This is a genomic window from Methylobacterium sp. WL64, assembly GCF_008039945.1.
Taxonomy (GTDB): domain Bacteria; phylum Pseudomonadota; class Alphaproteobacteria; order Rhizobiales; family Beijerinckiaceae; genus Methylobacterium.
Genome location: NZ_VRVA01000038.1, coordinates 21,218 through 46,738 on the forward strand (window position 1 = coordinate 21,218; position 25,521 = coordinate 46,738).

Sequence of the window (25,521 nt, forward strand, 5' to 3'; positions counted from 1 at the left end):
GGGTAACCCCCGTGGAACATCATGGCTCTCCCAAACCCTCTCGTCCCGAGGAAACGCACCCGCTCGTCGCCGGTCGGCGCTCATGCCGGTGCGGCCCCCAATGCGAGTTCGCCCCCACAGTTCAGAACGCTGCAGACGCAGTACTGGCCGATCGACCAGGTTAAGCCGTACGCGCGCGAGCTGCGGACTTACCATAAAGACCAGCAGCAGCATCTGCAGCGCAACATCCTCGCCTTCAACGGCCCCGTCGCTCCGATCCTCGTCACGGGTGACGGTACGATCATCGGCGGCCATGCACTCCATCGCGCGCTGAAGGCGCTCGGCTTCGAGCGCGTGCCGGTCACCGTCGTCGACGACCTCGACCCCGTGCAGGTCGCCGCGCTCCGGATCAGCCTCAACAAGATCCAGGAGATGTCGAGCTGGAACGCCGATGCGCTCCGGTACGAGGTCGCCTACATCGCCGAAGTCGATGTCGATCTGCTCGTGAATACGGCGATCCCGACGGTCGAGATCGACGTGCTCTTGCACCCCGGTGTCAAAGACGACGCGGCGGACGAAGCCGATGTCCTCGCACCCTCGGATGGGAATCGACCGACGGTCTCGGTGCGAGGGGATATCTGGCTGTTCAAGAACGGACACGCGCTCGCCTGCGGGGACGCACGCGAGCGCGACGTCTACGCCCGGCTGCTCGGCGCGCGCCGAGCCCGGATGATCGTCGCGGACGTACCTTACAACGTCAAAATCGCCGGCCACGTGACCAAGCGCGCCTTGCGGGAGTTCGCGATGGCCTCGGGCGAGATGACGCCGGCCGAGTTCACCCGGTTCCTGAAGATGATCTTCGAGAACCTCGCGGCCTTCTCCCTCGACGGATCGATCCATCTCGTCTTCATAGACTGGGCGCACATCGAAGAGCTCATGGGCGCCGGGCGTAGCGTCTACGCCGAGCTCAAGAACCTCATCGTCTGGCATAAAAATCAGGCCGGGCAGGGTTCGCTGTGGCGCTCGCAACATGAGCTGATCTTCGCCTGGAAGAATGGCCTCGCGCCGCACATCAACAACGTCCAGCTCGGCGCCAACGGTCGGTGGCGCTCGAACGTGTGGGGCTACGCCGGGGCGAACGCCTTCGGGCGGGGGAGGGACAAGGACCACGGCGACCACCCGACGCCGAAGAGCGTCGCGATGATCCAGGACGCGATCCTCGATGTCACCCTGCGCGGTGACATCGTTCTCGACCCCTGCGCCGGTTCGGCGACGACGCTGGTCGCCGCACACAAAGTCAAACGTATCGGAGTCGGCATCGAGGTCGATCCCGCCTATGTCGACCTCGGCGTCCGCCGGCTGGAGAAGCTCACCGGCGAGCCGGCGCGCCACGCCGAGACCGGACGCACCTTCTCCGAGACCGCGGCCGAGCGGGCTGGGTCCAGCGTCGACGATGATATGCGGTGCGCGGGCGCCGAGGATGAGCGATGAGCGCGCCGCCTCGTCGCCCGGGTCGGGACACCCGCATCAAGCCGGGGGAGGTGCGCAACCCCTACGGCCGCAACGGTCGGCCCAAGCCCGCGGTCGACTTCCTCGACGAGGAGATTACGCTCTCACTCAACGGCACCGCCGCCACGGTGACCCGGCGCGAGGCCCTCGACCACTTTCTGTTCGCCAACTCCGCCCAGGGCCAGGTCGCGGCGATCCGCCTGCTGCACAAGCTGCACCCTGAGGCTCCGGCCGACGACGAGCCGGCTGCCTCGGACTTGTCGCACGAGGAGCGCGAAGTGCTGGAGGCGTTCGTCCGGCAGCAGGCGCGCAAGCTGCGTGGGGGTGAGCCATGATCACCCCTCGGATGATCGATCACCTCGTGCGCATCGACTACATGGTGTTCATCCATCGGGTGTTCCTGACGCTGAACCCCGGCATCCCGTTCGCGCCGAGCTGGCACCTCGACGCGATGGCCGAGGCCCTCGCCCGTGTCCACGACGGGCGGGAGACGCGTCTGGTGATCGCGGTGCCGCCGCGCTCGGGCAAATGGATCATGACCTCGATCGGCTTTGCCGCCTGGCGGCTCGGCCACGATCCCCGGCGGCGCGTCATCTGCGTGTCGAGCGAGGACAGCCTCGTGCGCTCGCTCGCCGCCTCCTTCCGCGCGGTCGTGGCCAGCGAGTGGTACCGCGACGCGTTCCCGGCGTTTCGAATCGCGCGCGGCGGCGACCGCGCCACCGAGACGGTCACGACCGCTGGAGGCTATCGCTTCGGCGTTCCGCTCGCCGGGTCGGTGTTCGGACGTGGCGCCGACCTGATCATCGCCGACGACGCCATGAACCCGCAGGCGGCTCTGTCGGAGACGATCAGGCGACGTGAACTCGGTCTATGGGACACCAAGTTCCCGAGCCGCCTGAACGACAAGCGCACTGGGGCGATCGTCGTGGTGGGGCAGCGCCTTCACGAGGACGATCTCGTCGGTCACCTCACCCGCGAGGACACGGCATGATGCGCCGACGTGGCTGGGCGATGCTGGTGATCCCGGCGATCGCCCCGGAGGATGCCGCCTACCGGATTGGGCCGGGCGAGGACGACGTGCACCACCGCCGGGCGGGGGAGGTCCTCCTGCCCGATCGCGAGCCGCTCGAGGTGCTGGAGCGACTGCGGGCGGATCTCGGCTCGAGCAACTTCGCCGCGCAGTACGGCCAGGACCCGATACCGCCCGGCGGCAACATCATCCACGACGACTGGCTGCGGTACTTCAACGAGGAGCCCTCCGACCTGGAGCACTTGGTGGCGAGCTGGGATTTGGCCTCCACAGTCACCGAGACGAGCAGCTGGTCGGTCGGCCAGCTGTGGGGGGCGGTGGGCATGCACGCTTACCTGCTCGACCTCGTCCGGGTCCGGCTGGAGGCTCCCGAGCTGCGGCGGCTGATCCTTCAATATACGAAGGCATGGGATCCGCACGTGACGCTGGTGGAGGACACCGAACTCGGCCGCACCCTGGTCCAAGAGATCCAGCGGACCACCGACCTTCGGCCGCGGCTGATCCGGCCACGCGGTGAGAAAACTGCGCGGCTGGAGGCGCACGCGCCGGCGTTTGAGGCCGGCCGCGTGCACGTGGCACGGAACTTCGAGTGGTTTGAAGGCTACCGCAGGGAATTGCTGGCATTCCCGTACGGCGCCCACGATGATCAGGTCGACGCGACCTCGCAGGCGTTGAACTATCTCACGCAGCGGAGCGCCCGCGGCCGCGGAACCGTACGTCGTAACATCACGCGGCGGGAGGTGATGCGGGATTGAGGGGCAAACTCGCCGCGGTCAATGGCGCGCGAGCTGTTGAGCAGACGACCCCGTACGTGCTCAGACTGGTCGAGATCTTGGGATCAAAAGAGGACGGTCGCGTCGCGGCGGCTATGCGCGTGGCTCGAACTTGCAGGTCATGGCCGTGTCCTCAGTCGACGGCGCGGACTTGCAGCGGGCGACGTCCCGAACCCGCACCACCGTCCGCTCGGCGCCGATGGTCGGATCGTCGTCGCCGCGCGTCAGACCAAGCCCCGCGCTCAGCAGGTCCTGCACGGCCGCCTCCGCGATCCCCGGCTCGAGCGTCTTGATCAGGCTGGCGACTTTGCCGACGAAGCCGAACAGGTTCATCGGGTCCGCTCGGTCGCCGGTGAGCACGATGCGCGATGCTCTGCCGGCCTGGCTGACCACCGACAGGCTGAGCTTCGAGCTAAACGAACCGCGCACGAGGTCGAGCTTGCGGAACGCCTCGACCGACTTGCGGAACGGGGCATCGTCGAACCGGCAGACGTAGTTCATGTTCTGCTCGGCGCATTCCTCGATGTCGCCGTCGCCATCATCGCGCAGGCGCATGTCGTACATCCGACGGAAGCTCGGCGCGTCGAAGCCGAACGTCGCCGTAGGACCGATCGTCGGCGGGCTTCCATCACCTGCAGGCTTGTTTGGCATCACCTCAGGTCGAGGCGGCGGGGTCTGCGGCTGCCGTTCGCCCGCCTCACGCAAGGCGCGATCACGGTACCCCGCCGCGGCCTGCGCCTGCGCTTCCGCGCGTCCGGCTTCTGCCTCCAGGCGTCGGACCTCGTCCTCGGGATCGGCGGCGGGCACGTCCGCCTGCCGGCGTGCCGCCTCGATCCGCGCCTGCGCGAGATTTCGACGGGCTTGGAGCTGAGCCGCCTGCCGCGCCCGCTCGGCGCGCGCGGCCGCCACGATCTGCGGCACGCGCGTCTCGAGCTCCCGTGCCTGGCCTCTGACCTCGGCGGCGAGATATGGGTTCACCCGGGCCGCCGTCCGCTCGCACGCGGACAAGATGGCGGGGAGGGCGGAGAGATCCGCTTCCGTCCAGTCGCCGGCGAGCTTGCCGAACGGCGCCTGCAGGCCGCCCCCGGCCAGGACGAACGCCAGGGGACCGGCCGCATTGGCGCAGCTACCCTGCGCGTCGATGTAGGTCTGGACGAAGCTCTGTCCTGCCTGGGCGTCAGATGGGGCAAGCGAAGCCAGAGTGAGTGCCGTCGCGAGCTGTACGCCGGTGTGCCTGCGCCGCGTTCTCATAGCTGCCCTTCCGTCGCGCGCCCGGGCGAGCCGCCTGACCGGCGTGTGCCCCGGTGCGTCGTGTGGCTCCGGTGAGGGGTGGTAGTCCAGCGAAATATCCGACTTTTGGATATCCAGATATCGGTTCTAGCCGAGCTGGCGGTTCTCACCCGCACGGCCCGGCATGGCGCGTACCCTCGGTTCAGCTCGGCACGCGCGTCTGATCGAGCTCGTCGTACGTGCGCGGGAGGCGGCAGGCCTGACCCAGGCCGAAGTGGCAGGCCGGCTCGGGCGACACCAGCCGTTCGTGTCGAACATAGAGAGCGGCGAGCGGCGGATCGACTTGGTCGAGTTGCTCGATCTGGCCACGATCATCGGCTTGGACATGCATCAGGTGGTCGAGGAGCTCACACGCGTCCCCCCGGGGTAGAGCGAAGCGTCTGCACCAGTCCGCCACCCATCCTTGCTCGTGAGATGAGGCGTTGGGACCAAACACCTTGTGCAGGTCGCCGACGACGAGCCAGCTTAACCCAGTCAGGAATGCCGCGAAGAATAGGGCAACGAGCCACAAGCGGCGTTGAACCAGCGCTTGGACGGACGTTTGCCGGTGGCCGAGCGATCAGATCCCTGTATGCGCCGCTGACAGGTGCACGCGGGCACGAGAGGCCGCGAGGTAGCGTCCGACCAGCGCGGCGAAGGCGTCGGGCTTGAGGCCGCGCGCGCCCAGAGACTGCACGCAGACGTGACGTCGCCGTCGGCTCACTCCGGCCTGCGAGAACAGGCGCTTGGTCCTCGGCAACGTGGCGTCCGGCGTGAGCGCAAGCGTCAGGGTGAGCCGCTTGCCGTGCGTGACCTGGAAGTCCGCCACATCCTTCCACGCGACCGCACTGTCGAGTAGCGGCGAGCGCAGCACGTCCGGCGTCAGCACCAACAACGGCGTCCGGCCGCGTCGATGCACGAGACCGGCGTAGATCCCTGCCCAGGCGACACCCGCCGCGGCAGCGGCGCCGAGGATCTGCTGCGCCAGCGCATCGTGCGCGACGCCAAGGGCGCGGGGGTACAGAAGCAAGGCAGCGCCGGCGCCGGCGAAGAGGAGCGCTAGGACGCCCATCGTCCAGACCATCGGCGCACCGTTCTCGTGCACCAGCGTCTCCTCGACCGGCACTGCCGCTGCGGTCTCCTCTAGGTATACCCGCTCGGCAGCTCGGTGCTCCCGTGCCCCAGTCAGGAAGTCCACGCTGAGCCAGCGGCACAGACCGGTCCAGTCCGCGACCAGGGCGACCGGCCAGGCGCGGTCCCCTACGGTGAGCGGCCGGGCGGCGCGGGCGAACAGCTCGGCGTCGAGCGGAACGCCAAGCGCCGCGATCCGCTGCCGATCGGACGGGTGGGTGTCGGTGGGGTGCGCCTGCCGGTCGTCGAGGTGCGCCCCCGGCTCGGGGAAGCCGGCAGCGGGGATTGCGTCGAGTACGCCCGCGACAAGATCGTCGGGCGCCGCGTCGGGCTTGCCGTAGGAGGATGCGAGCGTCTCACCCACCACCGGGCCGAGGACGCCGACACGCAGCAGGGCGGAGGCTGCGGGTGGTGCTCCAGAGACCTGGGCACCGCGCCGGTCGGCCTCGAACTCACGCGCCCGGCTCCAACGCGCCACCGCTGCGTCGAAGGTGCCGAGGCTGCGATAGCCGACATAGGCGGCTGGGCGAGTGAGTAGGTCTCCGGGGCCGACATTGCCCAGCGCGGTCAGCGCGCGATGTAGGCCGGCGTAGATCGGGGTGAAGCGCCGGCTATAGGCGGTGTCCTCGCCCGCGAAGTGCGCGAGTTCGTGCCCGATCACCGCGGAAAGCTCGCGCCCGTCAAGCACGCCGAGATAGGGGGCCGGTAGGTACAGCGTGCGCCCAGTCAGTGTCCGCGTGTCTGGACTCAGGCGCACGGCGGACTCTGTGACGAAGAAGCCACCGGTCAAGCCGACGACCACCGCGTCGGGGACCAGCGCGTCCCCGCGCCCGGCGAGCTCGCGCACGAGGCGCCACAGACCCGGTGCATCGGCCTCGTCGAGGACGCGGCCGCGTACGTCGATAGGCTCGGGGGTGAACAGCGCGAACACCCCGCGCAGGCCGCGTACCGCCGCGACCGCGGCCCAGGCCGCCAAGGCGGCGATGACCAGCGCGCCGAGCAGCAGCTTGGCTTCGCCAGCCGAGAACCGCTGAGTGAACCACAGCCCGGTGGCCTCGAACAGCGCGGCCGCGAGCACCGCGAGGCTCAAGCCCACGATCTGCAGTCCAAGCAGCACCGGCAGCACGCGGCGCACGAGGCCAAAACTGGCGAGCAAGGCGTCGCGCGAACGCCGCGCCCACAGGCCCGCGGCTCCGCCGCCGGCCAGCGCGACGAGACCGGCCAGCAGTGCGAGCAGCGCGCCGCCGAGCGTCGCGTACGGCACCCACGTGCGAGCCCGGGCCAGCGGCAGGTCGCGTGTGACCACGGCCAGCGCCTCCTGAGCTTTGTCGGCGGCCAATGCCGCCCCGTAGGCGGTGCGCCCGCCTTCGAAACGGACCGAGGCGTAGGGATCTGTCGCCGCCAGCAGCCGCAGCTGGACGACGGAGACCGGCAGCTCAACTTGGCGCCGCGTATAGCTCTCGGCGCTCGCCAGCCCGCGCTCGACCTCCCAAGCCCCGAGCCCGCCGAGCAATGCCGGAACGCCGACGACCCAGGCGACGAGCCAGACGACGGGAGGAAGCCGGCGACTGCCGCTGCCGTCCTGATGAAGCGGTATGATCATCTGCCCCTCGGCGATCGATTGTCGGAGGCTGCCAGCCTGCGCTATGCCAGCGCCGGTCAGCTCGGCCGCACCCTATCCTCGTACCGCTGGCAGGATTCGAGATCGCGCACCGAGCGGTTGTAGGCATCGTTGAACAGCCGCGCCGGCTGACTCGGGTCACCTTTCGCCTTGATGTCTCGCGCGACGTCGCGGCCGTGACCGATCACGCTCGCCACCGTGTCCGCGTATCCGGTGCACGACGAATTCGCTTTTGGGTTCATGCCGTCGAACGTCACCCCGAGCTGTCGATTCGCGGTCGACACGTCGCTGAGAGCGGCCAGGAACGGGGCGGTATCGGACCTTGGCGCCAGGGCCTCGAAGCGCTGCACTGCCCGACGTAGCGCCAAGCTGGTGGCGAGCAGTCGGCGTGCTGGGGCGTCCTCCGCCAGCGACGCCATCCACCGCTCGTCCCGGGCGAGCTCGCGCTCGAACAGGGCGGTGCCGTAGGCGTCCATCGCCTTCGCGGCGGCTTCGACCTTGGGCACGAGGATCGGATGCTGTTCGCGGGCGAACTTGTAGCCGTCCTCCTTGAACTCTCGCGTGGTCTGATAGCGGGTCAGCGCCTTCAGTAACGGGTTGAGCTCGCGCAAGGCTGCGAGCAGCCGGGTGGCCTGGGAGTCGACCTCGGGAATGGTCCCCGGCAGGGCGGTGGCCTTGTCCAGTTCGTCGATTACCCCGTCGAAGTCGACGATGCCGAAATGGTACCAGGCGTTGGCACCCAGCTTCGTGCCGAGCTTGAGCACGCGCTCGTTGTCGCGTCGGTATTCGGCGAGCTGCCGTTCCAGGGGATGGGACCGCACGAGGTGGTTCTGCACCTCGGTGTAGGCGTTCACCTTCGCCACCTCCTGCATCTCGGGGCTTGGCGGGGGTGGGGTGGCGCGCACGGCCCCCCGGGCCAGCGCTTGTGCCGAGGCCGCGGGTGGCGCGGCCTGCAGCAGAGCCTGGGAGGCCGGCGGCGGAGCGGGGAAGTCGCACCTGAAGGCGTCGACCATGCTCTTACGCACGGCCTCATGGGCCTGGGCGCACTGGTAGGCGACCGTCGGGCGGGCGGCCGTGTTGCGGCTGATGGCGTCGCGGAAGCTCTCGCGCAGCGTGCCGATGCCTTGCCGGATATTGGGGCGGGCGGCCTCCGGCACGCCAGGGCTTGCTGCACACTGAGCGTAGGCATCCAGAAAGGCGTCACAGCTCTCAACACCCATAGGCGTCACTGGTGTCACGGCCGTGGCGGGCGTAGCCATCACTAGAACGAGACAGGTAACGAAGAACCGACGGGGTCTCTCCGCACGCTCACAGCTGCCACGCGGCATGCTCATCTCCTTAACTGTATGGCTGGTTGGGGGCGTCAGATTCAGAGATTGCGCAGGGCAAGCAATGGGACGAGCGCGGCAAGCGCGACTGGCACGGACCAGTACTGCACCGGTACCCAGAACAGCGCGTGTCGACGGCGGAGAAGAACGCGTTCGCTCGTGGCCGGGTCGATGAGTTCGCGCGGCGCCCTGCCGTTCAGGCGCCGGCCGACGATCCAATTGGCGGCTGCGGCCGCGAACAGCCCGAGGCTGATGGCGAGAAATATAAGTTCGGGGTGACCGAGGGCCCGAAGCGCCAACCCGCCCACCGCCTCAACCGCAACCGCCGTGCCGACCACGACGGGAATGACCACGATCCCCCAGCCTGACCAGATGAACAGCATCAACACCGCCTAAGTTTTACCCGGAGCCTGCAGCCGAGGTAGCGAAAAGAAATGCATCGCGCGGGACGGCGATACGGCAGCGCCCTGCGTGAGCGCTCGGATCCCTCTTGGGCGTGGGAATGAGGCGTCGCTGTGTTCACGGCGTCGTGAACTGATCAGAATAAGCGTTGAGCGTGATCGTTGGTCTGCAGGAAAAGGCTGTGCTGGATTACCAGCACGGCGTGCGGGCACAATGGATACGGCCGCGTGGTTCATCGCGTCGGCTTCGCGCCGCTCATCGCCATGCTGGTGGCGAGCACCTTAGGGCTGATTGCAGTGGGTGTTTACCTCCTCCCCAGTGCAGTCTGCACGCTTGTAGCGCCCGCGCTTAACCGTTGGGTCTGTGCATCGTAGTGGCTCGGAGCTCCTGCGACGTGACAGTACCATCTTGGCGTGGCAGCACGTAATGCACGGGCCATCTACCCTGTCTGCTTCACGTCACCGATCGCTAGAAACCAGACGGACAGCTTTCGGCCAGCAAACGTCGTTGTTGTTGGTGCGTTTGTTTCGCTTCTAAGCACTTGCCCGCTCTATGAGCTCATAACCGAGGTCAAGCTTGCGGATGTCGCAGGAGGGATTGCGCAATTGCTTCATGAGCATCTCCGCTGCCTGATGCCCGATCTGATAGCGAGGAAAGCGCAGCGTTGTCAGCGGTGGGGAGACGGCCTCCTGGAGTTCGTTGTCATCCGAGCCGACGATCGCGATCCTGTTTGGGACATCCAAGCCGCGGCGGTTCGCTTCAAGCAAAGCTCCGGTCGCCAGCACATCGCCGGAAAGGAAGATCGCATCGACGGCCGGTACGCGCTCAATCAAAGTCGCGAGTGCGCGCCCACCGCTCCGCAGTCCGGGCGGGCTTTCGAGCAGCAACTCGGGAGCGGAGATCAACCCACGTCGTTGATGGGCGGCTAGAAATCCCGCCCGCCTCTCGGCAGCGCGATCATTGTCGTGAATGGGCAGGCTGACAAATCCGATGTTCTTGTACCCACGGCCAATCAGGTACTCCGTCATCGCGCAGGCTGCATCGTAATTCGAGAAACCGACTGTCATGTCGAGAGGCTTCTCGGTCAGGTTCCCCGTCTCGACGCAGGGGATGCCTGCATCCTCGAGCATCGTGCGACTGCGCGCCGTATGCTGCGTGTTGTGCAGCACGATCCCGCAGATGCGCTGGGCCAAGAAGGCCCGAATGGCGGCCTCTTCACCGGCCAACGCGTAGCCGCTATCCGCGATCATCAAAGGGTGATGTGCGCCGAGAGCGTCCGATACGCCTTGGATCGTCTCCGTGAAGAGCGAGTTGCGAAGGCTCGGCACGATCAGGCCGACGACGTTCGTCCTGCGCGAAGCGAGGCTGCCGGCGATCCGATTGGGAACGTATCCGGTGGCATCGATCGCCATCTCGATACGGAGTCTGGTCTCGGTATTCACGGAAGTCGGATCGCGCAGTGCCCGCGAGACCGTCATCGCTGAAACTGCAGCCAGGGCGGCCACATCCTCCATACGAGGCTCAGGCCTCCCTTGCTTGGGATTCTGCTTCCGGCGCGGTCTCGCTGTTAGGTCTGCCATCTTAGTCGCCTGGCCGTGCCTGTAGCCTAGTTGATCCCACACTCTATCGCATAGCCCGTCCGCATGGATTGCGGAACGCGGCGATCGCGTTTATGTTTGCGCTAACATCAGGGGTTCGGGTTCAAGCTTTGAGCCCGGTCAAGGTCGCTTCGAACCTCCTGCCCAATGCAACCCAGAGGCCCCGCTTTGTCCCGCTCATCCCGCTTCCGCGAACTTCTTGAGTTGCCGCCGTTCGTTTGCATGGGCGCACACGACGCCGTCACGGCCAAGCTGGCTGAGCAGGTCGGGGCGCCTGCAATCTACGTTAGCGGCTTCGCGGCCTCTGCCATCGTTGCAGGCGCCCCCGATATGGGTTTGCTGACGCAGACCGAGATGTTCGAGCATATCCGCCGCATCTGCAGGGTTACCAGCGTCCCTGTCTTCGCCGATGCAGATACGGGGTATGGCGGCGTGCTCGACGCGCAGCGCACGATCAAACTCTGGGAAGAGGCGGGCGCTTCGGTGCTGCATCTGGAGGATCAAGCGGTCCCCAAGAAGTGCGGGCACTTCTCGGGCAAGCAGCTCGTCAGCGCCGAGGAGATGCAGCAGAAGCTGCGCGCCATGCTGGAGGCTCGAAGCGATCCGGATTTCTTCATCGTCGCGCGCACGGATTCGCTCGCCGTGACCGGCTTCGATGACGCGATCGCCCGCCTCATCAGCTACGCTGAGGTCGGTGCCGACGGACTGTATTGCGACGCGATGGAGAGCGTGGAACAGATGCGCGAGATCAGTCGCCGCCTGCGACCGCTCGGCAAACCGCTCCTGTTCAACATGGCGAGATCGGGCAAAAGTCCTTACTTGTCTCTGAAAGAGGTCGAAGAGTGCGGTTTTGATTACGCGCTTTGCCCAATTGAGCCGATGTTCGCCATGCATAAGGCTGTTAAAACGATGATGGAGCGGTTCATGGAAGAGGGATGCACCACGAACGCGGTGGCGGACCTGATGACCCCTTTCGACGAGTTCAACGAGTTTGTCGGTATGTCAGATCTCATCGCGCAGGAGCGGCGCTACGCCTCCTGACGCGAGGCACGTTCCGACAGGGATGTGCCTCAAACCAGCGGAATCGTCCGTCGAAGGGAGCGCGCAACAGCGATGCGACAGATCGAAGTCGAGACGTGTGGTCGGGTCGCGATCCTGACGCTGAGCCGACCCGACGCCGGAAACAGGATCACGCAGGACATGGCGGACGAGTTGATCGCCGCCCTAAACGCCGCTCGCAGCGACAAAGCGATCAGCGGATGCGTCCTGACGGGGAGCGGCTCCGTCTTCTGCCTGGGAGGCGACTACCGGGGCGCTGGGCCGGCCGCTGCCGGACGGATGGAGTTCGGGCGAGCCCATATCGATCTCTTCGGCGCGATGGCTGGTCTCGGCAAGCCACTGATCGCTGCGCTCAATGGCCATGCGCATGCGGGCGGGTTTGCGCTGGCCCTCGCGTGCGACATGGTTTTCACTACGCGTGACGCGACGCTCGGCCTGCCGGAAGTGGCGCACGGCCTTTTTCCCTTCCTGGCGCTCGCTGTTGTGCGCGACGCCTTGCCGAAAGCACTTCTGTTCGAGATCGCTTACGAAGCGAGATTGATGAGTGCGGAAGAAGCACGCGCGCGCAGCCTGGTGAATGCCATATTGCCTGCGACGGAGGTGCTGCCCCGGGCCGTCGAGACCGTGGAACGAGCGACCGCCGGACATCCCGACGTGCTGGCTCTCGGTCGCGACCTCTATTACGCGACCCGCGGGGTCGCTCCGGCCGAGGCGCTTGCCATGGCGCGGTTCGCGCTCGGGGCCGCACTCGCAGCATGCGATCCGTAGAGCTGCACACCAGCGGCATAGCTTCGATAAAAAAAATCTTAAGAAACCGGTCAGGTTCAATCAATACGCAGAAATTCAGGGAGGCCGTCCATGTTAGCGCTACCGCAGAAAGCCGTAAGCCGTCGTGCCCTGCTGGCCGGTGGCTTGGTGATGGCGATGCCGTCGATCGTGAGGGCAGGGCCGGAATTCGATTTCAAATTCGCGACGGGTCAGGACCCTAGCCATCCAAACAACGTCCATCTGCGCGTGGCGCTCGATCGCGTCCGTGAACGGACGAACGGGCGCCTCAGCATTCGCTTGTTTCCAGCCAACCAGCTCGGTACCGAAACCGATGTCTTGTCGCAGGTGCGGAACGGAAGCATCGAGTTTTTGCTACTCTCAGCATCGATATTGGCGACTTTCGTACCCGTCGCGGGCATCGCCAACACAGCGTACGCATTTCCGGATTACGATGCCGTTTGGCGGGCAATGGATGGGAGTCTGGGTCAGCACACCCGGGCATTGATCGAGAAGGTCGGCGTCATCGCGCCGGGGCGGATCTGGGACAACGGCTTTCGTCAAATCACATCATCCGGACGAGAGGTCCGCGCTCCGAAGGATCTGTCCGGCTTCAAGATCCGCGTCCCGCCGGCCCCGATGCTCACCTCGTTCTTCGCTGCGATCGGAGCGTCACCGACGCCCATGAACTTCGCGGAGGTCTATACCTCGTTGCAGACCGGAGTCATCGACGGTCAGGAGAACGCACTCTCGCTTATCGCGACGACCCGACTCTATGAGGTTCAAAAATTCTGCTCGCTGACCGGTCACAGCTGGGACGGCTACTGGCCTTTGTCCAACCGCAAGGCCTGGGCGCGCATGCCGGAGGATATCAGATCCGTCCTCACCGCCGAACTCGACCGATCCGTGGTCGATCAGCGCAAGGATGTCGCCGAGCGTGATCGTTCATTGCGAACCGAGCTGGCCAACAAGGGACTCGCATTTATCGAAGTTGAGAAATCCGACTTCCAGCGGGCACTCGCAAGCACGTCATACTATCAGACATGGAAGCAGAAGTATGGTGACAACGCGTGGTCGTTGCTGGAGGAGGCTTGCGGAAAGCTGACCTGAAGCGAGATTCGTCAGGACAAGCGCCCGCGAACGGGTGACGTGCCCATCTCGCGCTCGACGGGACCGGGTGCAGGAGCCTGCCTCAAAGACCGGCCCCGTTTGTTGGCCTTGAAGGGCCGCCACAACCTGCCAGCGCTCGGCGGCACATCCCAGTTCTGCGTTCCTCCATGGGGCGGACGGGCAGTTGCTGAACGACCTCGGTAAGCTCGCTTGAGGGACGATCGCCATGCAGATTGATATCGCGGCCGTCGAGCCGACGGCGGGGGTTGCGTTGACCGACCCGCCCCTGCGCGCACAGGGCTGGCTGCGCCGGCTGGACGCCGGCCTGGGCCACCTCGTGGAGATCCCCGCGGCGCTGCTGGTTCTGACCGAGATCGGCGTGCTGCTCAGTGGCGTCGTCAGCCGCTACGTCTTCCGCGAGCCCCTCGTCTGGTCAGACGAACTGGCCTCGGTCCTGTTCCTGTGGCTCGCCATGCTGGGCGCCGTGGTGGCCTTCCGCCGCGCCGAGCATATGCGAATGACCGCCTTCGTCGCCATGAGCGGGCCGCGCCTGCGCGCCTTTCTGGAGACGGTCGCCCTGGTGGCCGGACTGATCTTCGTCGCGCTGCTTCTGGAGCCGGCCTGGGAATTCGCCGGCGAGGAGACCTTCGTCCAGACGCCGGCGCTGGAGCTGAACAACGCGTGGCGCGCGGCCGCCCTGCCTGTCGGCCTAGGATTTATGCTGATCGTCGCGGTGATCCGGCTCTTGGAGACTGCCGACTGGAAGTTGACGGCGGGCGCGCTCGCGCTGGGCGTTGGAATCGCCGCAGGCCTCGTGGCGCTCCAGCCCTGGCTGATGAACCTCGGCAACCTCAACCTGCTGCTGTTCTTCGTCCTCGGAGTCGGCGCGCTGGTCTTCTCCGGAGTGCCGATCGCCTTCGCGTTCGGTCTGTCGACCTACGCCTACATAACGCTGACCACCAACGCCCCGTCGATGGTGGTGGTCGGGCGCATGGACGAGGGCATGAGCCACCTGATCCTGCTCGCCGTGCCGCTCTTCGTCTTCCTTGGCCTACTGATCGAGATGACCGGCATGGCCCGTGCGATGGTGGGCTTCCTGGCCTCGCTGCTCGGTCACGTCCGTGGCGGCCTGCACTACGTGCTGGTCGGGGCGATGTACCTCGTCTCCGGCATCTCCGGGTCGAAGGCCGCCGACATGGCGGCCGTGGCTCCGGTGCTGTTCCCCGAGATGAAGGCGCGGGGCGCCAAGGAGGGCGACCTCGTGGCCCTGCTCGCCACAACCGGCGCGCAGACCGAAACGATCCCGCCCTCGATCGTGCTGATCACCATCGGCTCGGTCACCGGCGTATCAATCACCGCTTTGTTCACTGGCGGCCTGCTGCCGGGCCTGGTACTGGCCGTGACGCTGTGCGCCCTCGTCTGGTGGCGCTACCGCCGGGAGGACCTGAGCCACGTCGCCCGGCCCTCGGGCCGGATCATCGGCCGCGCCTTTCTGGTGGCGATTCCGGCGCTGGCGCTGCCGTTCGTGATCCGCTTTGCCGTGGTCGAGGGCATCGCCACCGCCACCGAGGTCTCGACCATCGGCATCGTCTACGCGGCGCTGGCCGGCCTCCTGATCTACCGCCGGTTCGACTGGCGGCGGCTCTATCCGATGCTGGTGACCACCGCGACGCTGTCGGGGGCGATCCTGCTGATCATCGGGGCGGCCACCGGCATGGCCTGGGCGCTGACGCAATCGGGCTTCTCGCAGACGCTGGCCGAAGTGATGAAGAGCCTGCCCGGCGGGGCGCTCGGCTTCCTGTTCGTCTCGGCAGTCGCCTTCATCATCCTGGGCTCGGTGCTGGAGGGCATCCCCGCGATCGTGCTGTTCGGGCCGCTGCTGTTCCCGATCGCGCGGGCGGTGGGCGTGCATGAGGTCCATTATGCGATGGTGGTGATCCTCGCGATGGGCATCGGGCTGTTCGCCCCGCCCTTCGGCGTCGGCTACTACGCCGCCTGCGCGATCAGTCGGATCCACCCCGATGCCGGAATGCGCCCGATCGTCGGCTACATCGTCGCCCTCTTGATCGGCCTCCTCGTCATCATCCTGGTCCCGTGGTTCTCCATCGGATTCCTGTGATCGTATCTTTTTCATAATGGTGTCGGTGGGCGACGCTGAAGGACATCCTTCGTGAAGCGTAACGGCGTCCACACCGTCTAGCTGCGTCTGCGGAGACAGCAACGGGCGGTTTAAGAGTACCGTAAAGTGATCATCGTGAGCGCCTGGATAGAGACACGAGCGGGCATCACAACGACGTCTGCTTTTTCCGTTTCCGATTCGGAAGCGGACTGGTCGCAACTGGCCAGACTATGCCATGCCGGATCGCCGACTCGCGCAAAACCGGCCGATCGGCTTTGCGCCCATCCCGGTCATTCAGCCGACGAGGGCCTTCGCTCCGAAGCGGACGCTGAGGGAAGCCTGCAAACCCGCTAGCCCCCGCTGGGACTATCCTCATCTTGAGCGGCCGACCTGTTTTTGGAGCAAAGCGAGCCGTAGACGGCCGGATCAAACAAGGCCTTGCCGTGAGCGAATGGCACCCACCGTGACGGGCCGGCGTGCGCGGGCCGAGCGGCCCGATCGTTCACGACCTTGGGCGGCCACCTATAGCCCACCCGTCGCGCCCGCATCTCGAGCGGCCCGCAATCGGCCGATGCGGCGCGCGAAGCGCGTGCGACCATGCGCGGACCATGTCGAGGTTCAGGGCGACATCGCTCCCCCAGTCAACTTTATCAGGCTCAGCCCTCCATCACGACGGGGCCATCGGGCACCAACGCTCCCCGGCGTCGCCAGCGCAGAAAGAGCTGTCCGAGGATCAGGATGGCGCAGACCGCGAGGAAGGCGGCGCTGATCGGGCGCTCCACGAACACCGTCAGGTCGCCCTGCGACAGCAGCATGGCGCGCCTGAAGTTCTCCTCGAAGCGCGGCCCGAGCACGAAGCCGAGGAGGATTGGGGCCGGGTGGAAGCCGAGGATCAGCAGGAGGTACCCGAAGATCCCGATCACCAGCGTCTCGCCGACCTGGAACAGGCTGCTGCTGGTCGAGTAGACGCCGATGCACACGAAGAACAGCGCGCTCGGATAGAGGTAGCGGTAGGGGATCGTCAGCAGCTTCACCCAGACGCCGATCAGGGGGACGTTGAGCCCCATCAGCAGGATGTTCCCGACCCAGAAGCTCGCGATCAGGCCCCAGAAGATGTCCGGGTGCTGCGAGATCAGGAGCGGACCCGGCGTGATACCCTGGATGGTCAGGGCGGCGAGCAGCAGCGCCATCACCGCGTCGCCCGGGATGCCGAGGCTCATGGTCGGGATGAAGTCGCCCTGGACCGAGGAGTGCGTCGCGGTCTCGGGCGCCGCCACACCCTCGATCGCGCCCCGCCCGAAGCGCTCGGGCGTGCGCGAGATCTTCTTCTCGGCCGCGTAGGCGACGAACGAGGCGATGGTCGGGCCGGTGCCCGGGATGAGCGAGCACAGGCTGCCGATCAGCGTGCCGCGCAGGATCGGCAGGGCGGAGCGCTTCAGGTCCTCCCCGCTCGGCCGCATGTCGCGCAGGCGCACGCCCGCGGCGCCGCGCAGCGGCTCGACCTTGTTCACGCTCTTGAGGAACTCCGCGATCCCGAACAGCCCGAGCGCGAGGGCGACGATCTCGATCCCGTCGGCGAGTTCGGGCAGGCCGAAGGTGAAGCGCTCATAGCCCGACGTGACGTCGGTGCCGAAGATGCCGAGCAGGAGGCCGAGCGTCGTCATGGCGATGCCCTTCAGCGCCGAGCCGCGGGCCAGCGTCGAACCGGCGAGCAGCCCGAGCAGCATCAGCGAGCACACGTCGGCGGGCCCGAACTTCAGCGCCGCCCGCACGAGGAGGGGCGCGAAGAAGATCATCATCACGATGCCGAACGAGGCACCGCAGAATCCGCCAAGCATCGTGATGCCGAGTGCCGTGCCGCCCTTGCCCTGCTGGGTCAGAGGGTAACCGTCAAGGCAGGTCACAGCATGCGGCGGATGGCAGGGCAGGTTGAGCAGGATCGAGCAGATCGCGCCCCCGTACTGCGCCCCGTAGAAGATGCCCGACAGCATCAAAATGGCGGCCACCGGCGGCATGGCGAAGGTGAGCGGAAGCAGGATCGAGATCGCCGCCATCACGCCCATCCCGGGCAGCACGCCGACGATGTTGCCGAGCAGGACCCCGGCGAAGCAGGCGAGGAAGTTCGTTGGCTGGAGGGCGACCTCAAAGCCGTGGGCGAGGTCGGTGAGCGCCGTGCCGATCATGACTGCCCCCAGGCGAACGGCGGCAGCTGGATGTGCAGGCCGTAGTAGAACAGGCTGCAGCCGAAGGCCGCGATCAGGGTCGCAAGGAGGGAGGCACCCCGCACCGTCGAGGTGCGGTCGCCCATCGCCGACAGGAACACGCAAGCGAACGTCGCCGGGAACAGGCCGGCGGTCCGGGCGAGCAGCAGGAAGGCGAGCATCCCGCCGATGATGCAGGTCCAGCCGCGCCATTCGGGTCGGCTGAGGTCGACGCGGTCGTGGTCGTGTGCGTCGGCGACGGTCGCCTTCGACAGCCCGATGCCGAGGCCGCAGGCCACGAGGATGACACCCATGGCCAGCGGAAAGGCCCCTGGCCCGATCGCCGCCAGCGTGCCGAGGCCGTAGGTGGCCGATTCCGTGATGGCCCCCAGGCCGATCAGCGCGGTCAGGACGCCGGCGTAGCGCTCCCTGTGCTGTTGGATCGAGTGAAGCACGCGTCCCTCCGGTCGACCTGGCTTTTTTGTTCTTGCTCGTGCGAAGCCCCCGGACGTCGTGGGGCCGCGCGATCCGTCAAAGGAGATCAGACGTAGCAGGGGCCGTCGATCAGCGGATTGGCGGCTAGGAAGCGCTCGTCGACCTCGACGCCGAGGCCCGGACCGTCCGGCGGGCACACCTTGCCCTCGGCGTCGAGCCGGTAGGGCAGACCGATCACGTCGTCGCGGAAGGGGTTGTGCCGGGCCACGTCCCCCTCGAAGTAGCCGGGGTTGTCGACGGCCGCGAGCAGGTGGAGCGTCGCCACCATGTTGATGCCGGTGGCCGAGGTGTGCGGGTTGACCGAGATCTTCCAGGCGGAGGCGAGGGCGGCGATCCGCATCGTCTCGGTGATGCCGCCGGTCTTCGACAGGTCGGGCTGGACGAAGCCGAGGTAACCGGCCTGCAGCGCCTGCACGAACTCGTAGCGCGTGAAGTGGTTCTCACCGGCGGCGAGCGGCACGGTGCCGAAGCGCGCCGCCTCGCCGTAGCTGTAGGCATCGTGGGGCGGGAACGGCTCCTCCAGCCACGCAACCCCCGCCGCCTCGAACGCCGGCATCACCCGGCGCACGTCGTCAACCGTGTAGCCGGTGTTGGCATCGACCAGGATCTCAACGTCGGCGCCCAGAGCTTCCCGCACCGCCTCGACGCGGGCAATGTCGCGCCGGGGGCTGTCGCCGACGCGCAGTTTCACCGCTCGGTATCCGGCGGCGACGTGGGCACGTGCCTCGTCGGCCAAGGAGGCCGGCTCCTGCCAGCCGAGGGAGATGCCCCCGGCATAGGCTGGCACCGCGCGGGCGGCGCCCCCGAGCAGCCGGTAGATCGGCCATCCGGTCGCCTTGCCGCGGATGTCCCACAGGGCGATGTCGAGTCCCGACAGCGCCATCGCGGCGGCCGCGCCCATGCCGTGGCTGGCGAGCTGCATCCGGTAGACCCGGGCCCAGACGCCGTTGACGTCGAGGGGATCCATCCCGACGACGAGCTCGGACAGAGTCGTGTCGATGAGCTTGGCGATGGCGCCGGGGCAGCGGCCGTGATGGGCCTCGCCCCAGCCGACGAGGCCTTCGTCGGTCTCGACCTTGACGAGCACGGCGTCGCGCTTGACCGCCCGCCCGATGCCGAGGCGGACGTTCTGGCCCTCGGGGACCCGGAACGAGATCGGGACGGACTGGATGCGGGTGATGCGCATGGGTTTTTCCTCAGGCGGAAAGAGTCTTGGATTGGGTCTCGGGCAGGATCTCGGGATTGACGAGGTTGCGCGGTCGCTCGCCGCGCAGGATGCGCAGCATCTCCTCAACGGCGCCGACGCTCATCGCGCGTGAACTGGTCTGCGTGATGCCGGCCACGTGCGGGGTCAGCAGCAGGTTCGGGCAGGCCAGGAGCGGGTGGTCGGAGGCCAACGGCTGCACGTCGAACACGTCGAGTGCCGCACCGGCGAGCTTGCCCGCCTGCAGGGCGGCGGCGAGCGCGGCCGCGTCGATCACGGGCCCGCGGGCGACGTTGATGAGGACGGCTTGCGAGCGCATCCGGCTGATCAGCGCCGCGTCGACGAGGCCGCGCGTCGCCTCGGTGAGCGGGCAGGCGATCACCACCGCGTCGCTCTGCGCGAACAGCGTCTCCAGGTCGACCGCCTGGACGAGACCGCCGAGCGTCGTGCCGCTGCGGGAGGTCCCGAGCACGCGCATGCCGAAGCCGTGATGGGCGATCCGCGCGACGCGGCCGCCGATCTCGCCGAGGCCGAGTACCCCGAGGGTGCTGCCGCCGATCTCAGAGAGGCCCTCGGCGATGGGTCGCACGGCGCCCCATCCCCCCGCCCGCAGGCCGCCGTCGAGACGCCAGACCTGGCGGCGCAGGTGGAACAGCGCCGCGAACACGTACTCGGCCACGGCCTGGGTGTTGCTGCCGGGTAGATTGGCGACCGGGATGCCGCGCGCGGTCGCCACCGCGACGGGGATCATGTCGAGGCCGACGCCGTGGCGGACGATACCGCGCAGCCGCGGCGCGCCGTCCAGGATATCGTCGGGAAGCTTGACGCGCACCACGAGCCCCTCCGCCTCGGCGACGAGCGCCCGCAGTGTCTCGGGGCTCGGGTCGGGTGCGGTGACGGGGCGGGCATACTCTGCCAGCATAGCCTCCGCCTCCGGATGGATCGGGTTGGTCAACAGGACCACGGGGCGCTTGGTCATAGACCTTCCTCGGCGACGATCGGGCTGATCAGACTGCCCAAACCCTCGACCCAAGCGGTCATCGTCGTGCCGGGCCGGATCCAGGCGGGCGGCTGGCGCAGAGCCGCGATCCCCGCCGGTGTGCCGGTGGCGATCACGTCGCCCGGCTCCAGTGCCGTCTTCCGCGACAGGTGGGCGACGAGGTCGGCGACCGAGAACAGCATCAGGGCCGTGGAGGAGTCCTGCAGGCTCACCCCGTCGATCGACAGCCCGATCCGCAGGGCCTGAGGATCGGGCACCTCGTCGCTGGTCGCGAGGTAGGGGCCGAACGGGCCGAAGGTCGCGATGTTCTTGCCGGGTCCGAAGCCATCGCGGCGGATCAGCTCGCTGGCGCTGACATCGTTGAACACGCCGTAGGCGCAGACATGAGCCAGCGCGTCTTGCGCAGCGACTTGCTCAGCGCGACTGCCGATCACCGCGGCGATTTCGGCCTCGTAGGTGCAGCCGCCGATGCCCGGCGGCAGCACCACGGGCTCGCCCGGGCCGATCACCGTCCACGGCTCCTTCATGAAAAGGAACGGCTCGCTCGGATGGGGCGCGCCGCGCTCGGCCAACGCGTCCACGTAATTGTGCGCGATCCCGAAGATCCGGCCGGGTTTGGGCAGCGGTGCGCGCAGGCGCACCGATCGCAGCGGCAGCTGCGCGGCCTCCGGGATGGCATGATCGCGCAGGCGCGCTGCGGCGTCGGCCAGCCCGGAGCGGATCAGGTCCAGGACCTGCGGGGGAGAGCCGGCGAGCGCCGGCTGCAGCGCGGGATGGGCGAGGTCGACGACCAGGTCGCCCGGCCCGCTGGCGTCGCCCAGCAGGATACCGGCCCGTTCCGCGCCGCCGCTCGAGAAGGTGACGAAGCGCATCGCGGTGTGCCTCAGGCGGCGCGGTAGCGGTCGATCACGGCGCGGTCGACCTCCACGCCGAGGCCCGGCGCGGTGGGGACCGCGACCTTGCCGCCGACCTGCCGGATCGGCTCGAGGGCCAGGTGATCCCGGAAGGGGTTCTCCTCCTGCTCGAACTCGAGCATCGGCGGGACCGGGAACAGGCAGGGCGGCTGATCGGGGATCGAGGCGAGGAAGTGGATGGTCGCGGCGAGGCCCACCACCGAGCCCCAGGCGTGGGGCACGCACTCGACGCCGTGCGCCGTCGCCATGGCGGCGATCTTCTTGCACTCGGTGATGCCGCCGGCCGCGCACACATCGGGCTGGACGATGTCCATCGCCTTGCGCGTGATGGCGTCGCGGAAGCCCCAGCGGGTGAACTCGTTCTCGCCGCCGGCCACCGCAATGTCGAGGGCGCGGGTGACCTCGACGTAGCCGTCGAGATCCTCCGGCGAGATCGGCTCCTCGAACCACTCAATGCCGAGCTCCTCCAGCCGCCGTCCCATGCGAATGGCGGTGGGCACCGTGAGCGAGTGATTGGCGTCGACCATGAGGCGGATGTCCGGGCCAACCGCCTCGCGCACCGCCGCCACGCGGGCGATGTCGCGCTCGATCGAGCCGAGACCGATCTTCATCTTCACAGCTTTGAAGCCGGCCTCGACGTAGCCGCGCGCCTCCTCGACCGCCTCCTCGACGAGCCGATCCATGTCGGTGAAGTACAGGCCGGTCGCGTAGGCGTCGACGCTGGTGCGGAAGGCGCCGCCGATGAGCTTGTGCACCGGCTTGCCCACGCTCTTGCCGATGATGTCCCAGAGCGCGATGTCGATGCCGCTGATCGCGGCGATCGACATGCCCTTCGGCCCGTAATCCTTGATCCGGTTGTACAGGTCCTCCCAGACGACCTCGACGTCGAACGGGTCCTGACCGATCACGCGGGGGGCGAGTTGCGTGTCGATGAACGCCTTCGCAACTGCGGACGGCCCGTAGCACTCGCCCCATCCGACGATGCCGTCCGCCGTCTCGATCTCGACGAGGCAGGTGCCGCGGGTCTTGTACAGCCAGCCGCGCGAGGAGGTGAACGGCCGTTTGATCGGCGTGGTCACCACATGGCAGGTGATCGTCTTGATCTTGGTCACGCTATCCGTCCCGGTCGTTGTTCAGATCGTTCGAGCGCTCGGAGGGGCGCGTCGGCTCAGGATTTGAAGACCTTCTCGGCCACGACCTTGATCGACTGCTCGACCCGATCGACCTCGGCGGTCAGCGCATCCCCGGTCAGGGGTGCGATCAGAAAGGCGTTGCGCTCGGCGAAATCCTTGAAGCGCTGGTCCCCGATCGCGGCGCTGAAGCCGTCGATCAGCTTGGTGCGCACCTCCGGCGGGAGCTTGGCTGGGGCGACCACGTAGGCCATCTGCACCACCGGGCCGAACGGGAACACATCGTAGCCGCGCTCCTTGAAGGTCGGCACGTCGGGAAACTGCCGGAGGCGCTCGTCGGCAAAGACGCCGAGTGCGCGCACGAGGCCCTGCTGCAGCTGGCCCAGCGATTCCGCGGGCTTGAGCACTGCGGCCTGGATCTGCCCGCCGGCAAGGTCGGTGATGACCTTGGCGCCGCCCGTGTACGGAGCGTTGATGTAGGCGACGCCCGCCGCCCGGGCGGTCATCGAGGCGAAGATGTGATTGAGGTTGTAGTTGCCCGGCGTGCCGATCGACACGCTGCCCGGGTTCTTCTTCATGTGCGCGAGGAAATCGTCCAGGGTTTGGTACGGGCTCGACCCGGGGACGAGGAGCATCAGCGGGTCGATCGAGACCCGGGCGATGTGGCTGAACTGGCCGCTCTTCAGAGGCGTCTTGCCCTCGGCCATGTAGGCCAGCGTCGAGCTCGTCCCCATGCCGAGCGTGTACCCGTGTGGGTTCGCCGTCGCGACGCGCCGCATCCCGATCGTGCCGGTCGCGCCGGGCTGGTTCTCGACGATCATCGTGATGCCGCGCTCCTTGAGCAGCGGCTGGAGCCCGCGTGCCAGGATGTCGTTCGAGCCCCCCGCGTTCCAGGGCACGATGAAGGTGATCTCGCGCGCCGGGAAGCCCGACTGCGCCAGTGCGGCGCGGGCGCCGAGTGCCCCCAGGGCAAGGCTTCCGACGAGGCTGCGGCGGGTGAGCATGGCGTTCCTCGCGTATTCGTTGTTTGTTATAACGATGGAAAGTGGGTAGGTTGTCAAGTGTGGTCGCAGCCGGTCTCGCTGATCCATCCTGATCCAGCGGCGCAGGATTGCTGGCGGGCAGGGGGGAACCAACACCATGAGACAGGTCGAGCGGTTGCCGCTCTGGGACCAAGCCTACGCGGAGCTGCGGACCGCCATGCTCGGCGGACGGTTCGGGCCGGGTGAGCGGATCCTCCTGCGTGAGGTCGCGGCCGAACTCGGCATCAGCCTCACGCCTGTCCGCGATGCGGTCAACCGGCTGATCGCCGAGCACGTGCTGGACCGCGGCAGCTCCGGTCAGGGCGGCGGCGCCGTGGTCCCGCGCATGAACGTGGAGCGTTTCGACGAATTGCTGACGATCCGCTGCGACCTCGAAGGTCGGGCCGCGGCCCGCGCCGCCGAACGCGCAGCCCCGGGCGACCTCAGCGTCCTCGACGCGCGGCTCGCCGAGATGAAGGCCCTGATCCGGCAGCGGAACCTCGACGCGTATCTCGACCTGCACCGGCGCTTCCATTTCGAGCTCTACGCCCTCGCGCGCATGCCGATCCTGGAGGGGCTGATCGAGAATATCTGGCTCAGGTGCGGCCCTGTCCTGACCTACGTGATCCCGGACTACGTGCTGCTGGAGAAGGGCAGCGACCTGCACACCGCGGCGCTCTCGGCCCTGCGCGCCCGCGATGCGGAGGCAGCGGCCACGGCGATCCGGCAGGATATCCGCGAGGCGGGCCAGTACATCGCCGGCCTCGCCGACGCCGCCGGGCTCATCGCCGAGCCGTCCGCGAGCCACCGGCCGCGGGCGCACGCGGCGTCATGATCGGGAAAAGATGACTGCGATGAGGATGCTCCTACGTCAGGACGGTTGTGGCCTTCGCCCGGATGAGATCGCGGTCGATCTCCGCGCCGAGCCCGACCCCCGTTGGCGCGTGCACCATGCCGGCAGAATCGACCGCGATGTCCGCGGAAAGCCCGTACTTCTGCGCCGCATCCGGCAGCAGAACCTCGAAGAACTCGGTGTTGCGGATCGCCATGATGACGTGGAGGTTGGCGACGTTGTTGAGCGAGTTGCCGCCGTGGTGGACCTCGAAGTTCATCCCGAAGGCCTCCGCGAGATGGGCCGCCTTGACGAGCGTGGTGATGCCGCCCTTGACCGCCACGTCGCCGCGCAGGAAATCGGTGGCGCGCTGCAGGATCCAAGGCGCGTAGGACTCGAAGCCCGCCTACGGATACTCGGTCGCCATGATCGGCACGTCGAGCTTGGCCTTGAGCTTGACGTAACCGTGTCCGACTTCAGCACCTGTGGGACAGATTGAGGGTCTTCACGAACGGAGGATGACTGGTTCATCGTAGCCCCTGAGGAACGAAGATGAAGCAGACATCCGGACCGGCCAAGAAGCCGGCAGAAGCGGTGATCAAGGACATCCGTCGGGCCACACGTCGGCAGTTCTCGTCCGAGGAGAAGATCCGCGTGGTACTGGAAGGCTTGCGTGGCGAGGACAGCATCGCCGAATTGTGTCGACGTGAGGGGGTCGCCGCCTCGATGTACTACGGCTGGTCCAAGGAGTTCCTGGAGGCTGGCAAGAAGCGCCTGTCCGGCGACACGGCTCGTGCGGCCACCACGGACGAGGTGCGGGATCTCCGTCGCGAAGCGGGGGCGCTGAAGGAGGTCGTAGCTGATCTCGTCCTGGAGAACCGTCTGCTTAAAAACGTATGGCCCGCCCCGTCTGCAAGGTCGTCAATGAAGGTGCCTGTGACCGGTCTGCACAAACGTATCCGGCATGTCGGCACGGTGGCTGCCGCCAAGATGGAGAGCCGCACGTCCCGGGCCTCATAAGCAATTCGGC

At 67.3% G+C, this 25,521-nt stretch carries 22 protein-coding genes and 2 pseudogenes; 11 read left to right on the forward strand and 13 right to left on the reverse strand.

Going from position 1 to position 25,521, the window contains the following annotated elements; genetic code table 11:
• The first annotated feature begins 21 nt into the window (after window positions 1-21).
• The 4 genes from FV242_RS17025 to terL are packed head-to-tail and all read left to right on the forward strand — an operon-like array spanning window position 22 to window position 3,273.
• Window positions 22-1,470 (forward strand): DNA modification methylase, encoded by a 1,449-nt coding sequence (locus tag FV242_RS17025; protein ID WP_147939746.1) that lies wholly within the window; start codon window positions 22-24, stop codon window positions 1,468-1,470.
• Window positions 1,467-1,823: a hypothetical protein gene (locus tag FV242_RS17030; protein ID WP_147939747.1), complete on the forward strand. Its 357-nt coding sequence runs from the start codon at window positions 1,467-1,469 to the stop codon at window positions 1,821-1,823. Before FV242_RS17025 ends, FV242_RS17030 begins: the two co-directional genes overlap by 4 nt.
• A gap of 11 nt (window positions 1,824-1,834) precedes the next feature.
• Entirely contained in the window at window positions 1,835-2,479 is a 645-nt protein-coding gene (locus FV242_RS34615) for a hypothetical protein (protein WP_187278455.1), read from the forward strand.
• Window positions 2,476-3,273, forward strand: coding sequence for a phage terminase large subunit (terL, locus tag FV242_RS17035; protein ID WP_187278456.1), 798 nt, complete (start codon window positions 2,476-2,478; stop codon window positions 3,271-3,273). The genes FV242_RS34615 and terL overlap by 4 nt, the downstream gene beginning before the upstream one ends.
• Before the next feature lie 111 nt (window positions 3,274-3,384).
• Here the strand turns inward: terL and FV242_RS17040 are convergent, their stop codons facing one another.
• Window positions 3,385-4,542 carry a hypothetical protein gene (locus tag FV242_RS17040; RefSeq protein WP_147939749.1) on the reverse strand — a complete coding sequence of 386 codons (1,158 nt, stop codon included), beginning with the start codon at window positions 4,540-4,542 and terminating at the stop codon, window positions 3,385-3,387.
• Window positions 4,543-4,705: 163 nt separating this feature from the next.
• On the opposite strand from FV242_RS17040, the gene FV242_RS17045 reads away from it, so the two are divergent.
• The gene (locus tag FV242_RS17045) at window positions 4,706-4,951 is read left to right on the forward strand and encodes a helix-turn-helix domain-containing protein (protein WP_147907402.1); all 246 of its coding nucleotides are present in this window, start codon (window positions 4,706-4,708) and stop codon (window positions 4,949-4,951) included.
• A 189-nt stretch (window positions 4,952-5,140) separates the two neighbouring features.
• On the opposite strand, the gene FV242_RS17050 is transcribed toward FV242_RS17045, so the two are convergent.
• The 4 genes from FV242_RS17050 to FV242_RS17065 form a co-directional block, all read right to left on the reverse strand.
• The gene (locus tag FV242_RS17050) at window positions 5,141-7,294 is read right to left on the reverse strand and encodes a M48 family metalloprotease (RefSeq protein WP_147939750.1); all 2,154 of its coding nucleotides are present in this window, start codon (window positions 7,292-7,294) and stop codon (window positions 5,141-5,143) included.
• Between the two features lie 56 nt (window positions 7,295-7,350).
• A complete protein-coding gene (locus FV242_RS17055; protein ID WP_246692744.1) occupies window positions 7,351-8,469 on the reverse strand; it encodes a DUF3829 domain-containing protein in 1,119 nt (372 codons plus the stop codon).
• Window positions 8,470-8,681: 212 nt separating this feature from the next.
• Window positions 8,682-9,023 (reverse strand): hypothetical protein, encoded by a 342-nt coding sequence (locus FV242_RS17060; RefSeq protein WP_147939752.1) that lies wholly within the window; start codon window positions 9,021-9,023, stop codon window positions 8,682-8,684.
• 552 nt (window positions 9,024-9,575) lie between these two features.
• Entirely contained in the window at window positions 9,576-10,556 is a 981-nt protein-coding gene (locus tag FV242_RS17065; RefSeq protein ID WP_187278457.1) for a LacI family DNA-binding transcriptional regulator, read from the reverse strand.
• Window positions 10,557-10,787: 231 nt separating this feature from the next.
• On the opposite strand from FV242_RS17065, the gene FV242_RS17070 reads away from it, so the two are divergent.
• From FV242_RS17070 to FV242_RS17085, 4 genes are all read left to right on the forward strand, one after another.
• Window positions 10,788-11,681, forward strand: coding sequence for an isocitrate lyase/PEP mutase family protein (locus FV242_RS17070; protein WP_279596573.1), 894 nt, complete (start codon window positions 10,788-10,790; stop codon window positions 11,679-11,681).
• A 72-nt stretch (window positions 11,682-11,753) separates the two neighbouring features.
• The gene (locus FV242_RS17075; RefSeq protein ID WP_147909502.1) at window positions 11,754-12,467 is read left to right on the forward strand and encodes an enoyl-CoA hydratase/isomerase family protein; all 714 of its coding nucleotides are present in this window, start codon (window positions 11,754-11,756) and stop codon (window positions 12,465-12,467) included.
• 90 nt (window positions 12,468-12,557) lie between these two features.
• A complete protein-coding gene (locus FV242_RS17080; protein WP_147909501.1) occupies window positions 12,558-13,574 on the forward strand; it encodes a TRAP transporter substrate-binding protein in 1,017 nt (338 codons plus the stop codon).
• Between the two features lie 226 nt (window positions 13,575-13,800).
• Window positions 13,801-15,693: a TRAP transporter large permease subunit gene (locus FV242_RS17085; RefSeq protein WP_147909500.1), complete on the forward strand. Its 1,893-nt coding sequence runs from the start codon at window positions 13,801-13,803 to the stop codon at window positions 15,691-15,693.
• A gap of 656 nt (window positions 15,694-16,349) precedes the next feature.
• On the opposite strand, the gene FV242_RS17090 is transcribed toward FV242_RS17085, so the two are convergent.
• The 7 genes from FV242_RS17090 to FV242_RS17120 all read right to left on the reverse strand — a co-directional run bounded on the left by FV242_RS17090 (window position 16,350) and on the right by FV242_RS17120 (window position 23,641).
• Window positions 16,350-17,876, reverse strand: a complete 1,527-nt coding sequence (locus FV242_RS17090; RefSeq protein ID WP_147909499.1) for a tripartite tricarboxylate transporter permease — start codon at window positions 17,874-17,876, stop codon at window positions 16,350-16,352.
• On the reverse strand, window positions 17,873-18,349 hold the full coding sequence (locus tag FV242_RS17095) for a tripartite tricarboxylate transporter TctB family protein (RefSeq protein WP_187278458.1): 477 nt from the start codon (window positions 18,347-18,349) through the stop codon (window positions 17,873-17,875). Before FV242_RS17095 ends, FV242_RS17090 begins: the two co-directional genes overlap by 4 nt.
• A gap of 86 nt (window positions 18,350-18,435) precedes the next feature.
• Window positions 18,436-19,575, reverse strand: a complete 1,140-nt coding sequence (locus tag FV242_RS17100; protein WP_147909497.1) for a mandelate racemase/muconate lactonizing enzyme family protein — start codon at window positions 19,573-19,575, stop codon at window positions 18,436-18,438.
• 10 nt (window positions 19,576-19,585) lie between these two features.
• Window positions 19,586-20,572 (reverse strand): NAD(P)-dependent oxidoreductase, encoded by a 987-nt coding sequence (locus FV242_RS17105; RefSeq protein WP_147909496.1) that lies wholly within the window; start codon window positions 20,570-20,572, stop codon window positions 19,586-19,588.
• Complete coding sequence (locus FV242_RS17110) at window positions 20,569-21,465, reverse strand: fumarylacetoacetate hydrolase family protein (protein WP_147909495.1); 897 nt, start codon at window positions 21,463-21,465, stop codon at window positions 20,569-20,571. Before FV242_RS17110 ends, FV242_RS17105 begins: the two co-directional genes overlap by 4 nt.
• Window positions 21,466-21,476: 11 nt before the next feature.
• Window positions 21,477-22,619: a mandelate racemase/muconate lactonizing enzyme family protein gene (locus FV242_RS17115; protein WP_147909494.1), complete on the reverse strand. Its 1,143-nt coding sequence runs from the start codon at window positions 22,617-22,619 to the stop codon at window positions 21,477-21,479.
• Window positions 22,620-22,675: 56 nt separating this feature from the next.
• Window positions 22,676-23,641 (reverse strand): tripartite tricarboxylate transporter substrate binding protein, encoded by a 966-nt coding sequence (locus FV242_RS17120; RefSeq protein WP_147939755.1) that lies wholly within the window; start codon window positions 23,639-23,641, stop codon window positions 22,676-22,678.
• A gap of 136 nt (window positions 23,642-23,777) precedes the next feature.
• Here FV242_RS17120 and FV242_RS17125 point away from each other — a divergent pair, with 136 nt between their 5' ends.
• Window positions 23,778-24,494, forward strand: a complete 717-nt coding sequence (locus FV242_RS17125; RefSeq protein ID WP_147909492.1) for a GntR family transcriptional regulator — start codon at window positions 23,778-23,780, stop codon at window positions 24,492-24,494.
• Between the two features lie 31 nt (window positions 24,495-24,525).
• Here the strand turns inward: FV242_RS17125 and FV242_RS17130 are convergent.
• Window positions 24,526-24,882: pseudogene (locus FV242_RS17130) on the reverse strand (enolase C-terminal domain-like protein); the annotation flags it as partial.
• Window positions 24,883-25,043: 161 nt separating this feature from the next.
• Between FV242_RS17130 and FV242_RS17135 the strand changes: the two are divergent.
• Window positions 25,044-25,382, forward strand: a pseudogene (locus FV242_RS17135) (transposase); the annotation flags it as partial.
• Window positions 25,383-25,521: the final 139 nt, after the last annotated feature.